Source organism: Paenibacillus sp. OT2-17 (assembly GCF_009827695.1).
Taxonomy (GTDB): Bacteria; Bacillota; Bacilli; order Paenibacillales; family Paenibacillaceae; genus Paenibacillus; species Paenibacillus polymyxa_B.
The window spans coordinates 1-4,257 of the sequence record NZ_WUDQ01000308.1 but is presented as its reverse complement, the minus strand read 5'-3'; the positions used below and the strand labels follow the sequence as shown (position 1 = coordinate 4,257).

At 42.9% G+C, this 4,257-nt stretch carries 4 protein-coding genes and 1 rRNA gene; all 5 read right to left on the bottom strand.

All coding sequences use genetic code 11. The features are described 5' to 3' along the window. Positions 1-87: 87 nt before the first annotated feature. Positions 88-1,152 (bottom strand): protein-arginine kinase McsB, encoded by a 1,065-nt coding sequence (mcsB, locus tag GRP75_RS20095; RefSeq protein WP_160790173.1) that lies wholly within the window; start codon positions 1,150-1,152, stop codon positions 88-90. Between the two features lie 28 nt (positions 1,153-1,180). Further along, positions 1,181-1,705, bottom strand: a complete 525-nt coding sequence (gene mcsA, locus GRP75_RS20090; RefSeq protein ID WP_160790172.1) for a protein-arginine kinase activator protein McsA — start codon at positions 1,703-1,705, stop codon at positions 1,181-1,183. A 69-nt stretch (positions 1,706-1,774) separates the two neighbouring features. Then, complete coding sequence (locus tag GRP75_RS20085) at positions 1,775-2,239, bottom strand: CtsR family transcriptional regulator (RefSeq protein ID WP_013312188.1); 465 nt, start codon at positions 2,237-2,239, stop codon at positions 1,775-1,777. 541 nt (positions 2,240-2,780) lie between these two features. Then, positions 2,781-3,968, bottom strand: a complete 1,188-nt coding sequence (locus tag GRP75_RS20080; protein WP_160790171.1) for a GNAT family N-acetyltransferase — start codon at positions 3,966-3,968, stop codon at positions 2,781-2,783. Positions 3,969-4,132: 164 nt separating this feature from the next. Then, positions 4,133-4,249: ribosomal RNA gene (gene rrf, locus GRP75_RS20075) — 5S ribosomal RNA — on the bottom strand. Positions 4,250-4,257 lie beyond the last annotated feature (8 nt).

Below are 4,257 nucleotides of genomic sequence, written 5' to 3'. Positions count from 1 at the left end.
CAAGCACTGTCTGTGCACGTTCCGTAAATCTTCCAAACATCATATATCCTGCACCTCCACAGTGTGTATTTCAGATCATTCTATATATTAAAGGGTTGTGCCTAATTTTTGCCGGATCAGCTTCGCCCGGTACATATCGCGCTCTTCGGTATTCATTTTATCCCCAAAGCTTTTTTGAAGGAACCCGGGTTGTGTCATCACATTCAGCTCATTCATCGCTGCGGTGGAAGGACGCTCCAAAATCCCTAAATCTACGCCAAGACGTACATCGGATAGCCGCTGTGCAGCCTCCTTGGAATCCAATACTGCTGCATATGACAAAGTACCGAATGAACGCATCACCCGATCTGTAATTCGCAGCATAGATTCATTCATTAGCCTTTCTCTGGCAGAACGCTCGTGCTCAATAATTTGTAGCACCACGCCATGTAGATTCTCAATAATCTCCGCTTCGGTTTGTCCCAGTGTAATCTGATTAGATACCTGAAACAAATTTCCGACCGCTTCGCTGCCTTCACCGTAAATGCCACGAACTGTAAGACCTACCTGTGAAACAGCAGACAATATACGATTGATTTGATGAGTCATAACTAATGCAGGCAAATGCATCATCACCGAAGCTCTCATACCTGTGCCAACATTCGTCGGACAACTGGTCAGAAAACCTCTCCGATCATCAAATGCATAATCAACATGCGCTTCAAATGCATCATCAATAATCATAGCGCGTTCCCAAGCTTCCCTAACCTGACATCCCGGATATAAGCACTGGATACGCAGATGATCCTCTTCGTTTATCATAACACTAACCGATTCATCATCGCTAATTAAAACAGCACCGTTACGAGATTCGTTCGCCAAATTTGGACTAATCAAATGCTTCTCAACCAGCACCTGCTTGTCGATCTCATCCAACTCGGATATTTTCAACGTATGAAAAGTACCAAAACCGCCTAAATCATCATACTGAAGGATATCCGTCAAGCGTTGAAGTGCTTCTTCCGACTGCTGATTGGTAGCAAGCATGGGAAAAGGCAGATGCTGCAAGTTACGCGCAATTCTCACCCGGCTGCTAATGACAATCTCCGAATCCGCAGCATCACCACGCATCCAGTCACTTAGCGGCTTCTCCGTAAATCGAATATTGGGCATTACGCATCCCTCCTACTCTTCACAAACTTTACTCTTCAGTCATTTCTTTTTCAAGCTCTCTGATTTGATCCCTAAGCTCAGCAGCTGATTCAAATTCTTCCTGTACAATATGCTGTTGCATCTCTTTTTTCAAATCGTCAATTTGCCGTTTAACCTTCAGTCGGCCTCCAGTGCGAACCGGAACTTTACCAACATGATTCGTACTGCCATGCACACGCTTGAACAGAGGGTCCAGACGACTATCAAAATATTGATAGCACGATGGGCATCCGAAACGTCCCAGCTTACTAAACTGTGCATAGGTCATGCCACAATCCTTGCATTGCAGGTTCTGCGGGCCACTGTTGCCTGGAGACTGGCTCTTTGTACTGGAGTCAAAATCCAGCATCCCCGACAACAAGCTATGAATCGAAAAGCCGTTAGGTGTTCCAGGGATCATCTCCCCTTTTTCCTTGGCACATGTCTCACAAATATGAAACTCTGTCTTTTCGCCATTCACAATTTTGGTGAAATGCAAAGTTGCCGGCCGCATATTACATTCTTGGCACAGCATAAAAGCACCTCCTTCAATGTCAGGATTTATACCAATCCCTACATCCAAACGTTAGTCTCTTTCCACACACTATTTGGTCGCCAGCAACGAAATCAGCATAGCCTTAAGCAATCTTGCTCGCAGTTGATCACGATAGGGAAGCTTCAGTAATAATGTATCCCTTGATAAAGCAGCCTTCATTAAATTAGCTTCCCTTTTGCTTAAAAAATGGGCTTCCTCTAACTGATAAATTAGACCTTCTGCTGCCGATTGGCTTATTTCCTCCCCGATGCTCTGATGAAGATGTGTATGGATGGCATGCTGTGCAGGCAGCTGAATTCGCTGAATACGAATGTAGCCCCCGCCACCGCGTTTACTTTCCACCACATAGCCTTTTTCCAGCGTAAACCGGGTGCTAATTACATAATTAATTTGCGACGGCACGCAGGAAAAGCGGTCAGCCAGATCGTTGCGCTGAATCTCCACTAAACCTTGGGGACTTTCCAGCAATATACTCTTCAAATATTGTTCAATAATATCGGAAACATTGCGCATTTCATCATCCTCCACTAACGGAAACGCAAGTATTCAAGTACATTTCACGCTCCACAGAGTCCGCCGTATATTGAACTTAACCAAACGGTAAAGTCACGAATCTAAGCTGTATTCAGGCTATTGCCTGATCTACATCCATTGGAATTGTACCGTTTTGTCTCTAGTGTGGCCTTTATTTGCGATTAATCATACACTTCTCTTATGTTCATAAGAGTCAGCTCCTAACTATACGCAAATCATTTCGATCCTCATTTACTTCTTTGCTATCAAAATTACCTTATACAGCCAATCCATCAGCATAGTACTTCTATAGAATCACACGAGGTTTGATTGACTTTGACTTTCTTTGACTATATTCATATTATAGCACATTATTCATTTTTGCCAAGGGGTCAATACCATTTTTCGCAATCTAATTATGTTTTATACAATACCATAAAAAAAACTCTTCCCATTACAGAAAGAGTTTTGAAAATTATGATAACCACACAAGTTATGTTCCCTGAAAGATGGAGCCTAAGAAGAACTAAATGGGCCTTTATCAGAAAAAATCCAATAAGAACGTTTGTTTTACCGGTATTACACGTTTAAGGGCAGACACAGACTCACTGCTGCCTTCAATACGCCCCCATTTATACAGATCATCAGCCTGCTGGTAGCCAAGCATCAGAGTCGTCAGTGACTGAATCCCAAGTTTCAAGTCAGCTACTATGGCGTTTTCAGATAAATTGCTTATATCCACTCTCTCCAGATGTCCTTGCCCCTCCGTAGTAATCGTTAATCTCCATAATCCATCATTCCATGGAGCATACCGATCAGTCAGATTTAAGGTTAAACTTGTTTCTTCTCCAATCTGTTCAAAAGGGTATCTTTCTATAAAAGCAGCTGCATCCACAATACGACCCATAAAATAAGGCACAGTTTCCTGTTGAATTCGTGGATCATCGAGTAAAAATGGCAGATTGTCATCTGCTGGAACGTAATTAAATTTACCTTGGGCTATCATTGAGTCATGATTTGCAAAATAAGTCCATAAAGCCCGACGAGCCGTCTCATTTTCATATACCAACTCATCACAATTCAACTGTTTATCTTCAATTTTGTATAGTGCATATCCCTGAGGATCGCCTGTTTCAGAGTAATATACCGCAGTTCGATAGTTCTCATTTAAAATCCGCTCTTGCCACCATTCCTTATCTCGTACCAGCGTGCCATTATAACGAGATGCATACGCTTGATACACTTGGTCCAGTTCTGAAATATCTTTGACATCGCGTTTGACTGTACCTTCTGTTTTAAGTTTTGTAGGGAATTTTTCAATGGGAATGACGTACTTTTTGTATTCAATATACGTTTCCCATCCAAATTTACGATAGAAGGCAAAGGAGAATGGATGCAGAAAAGAAAGGCTTTGTCCCGCAGACTTCATTTCTTCAAGCGCATGCGTCAACAAACGTGACACCATGCCTCCGCGACGCTTTTCTGGCCAAGTTGCCACACCAGCAATGCCCCCCATATCAAAAACCTGACTGTTTATGTATACCTGTAGCGGTAACAAAGTCAGTTTAGCATTCAAGTCATGTCCGTCGAATATTCCCCATGTTTGCTCTGGTTTGAATTTCTTCTTGGATTTTTCCAGATCCTCCGGGGACATTGTAAACTGAAAAGCATATTGAGATAATTCAATAGCCGCTTCAAATTCCTCACGTTGTAATTGTCTGATCTCCATAACTTCGTCACCTCGCTCGTATACTTGGGCATCCATAAAAAAGATTATACACTTAGAGTGTGGCAAAGCCTCTTCCCTCTGTCAACCTTAGAAGCAGGTGGCCATCTAAAAACACATAAAAAAAGGATGATAATCTCAATGAGATTATCATCCTTTTCATCTTTGCTTGGCGACGTCCTACTCTCCCAGGACCCTGCGGTCCAAGTACCATCGGCGCTGGAGGGCTTAACGGTCGTGTTCGGGATGGGTACGTGTGGAACCCCTCCGCTATCGCCACCAAACATGAATT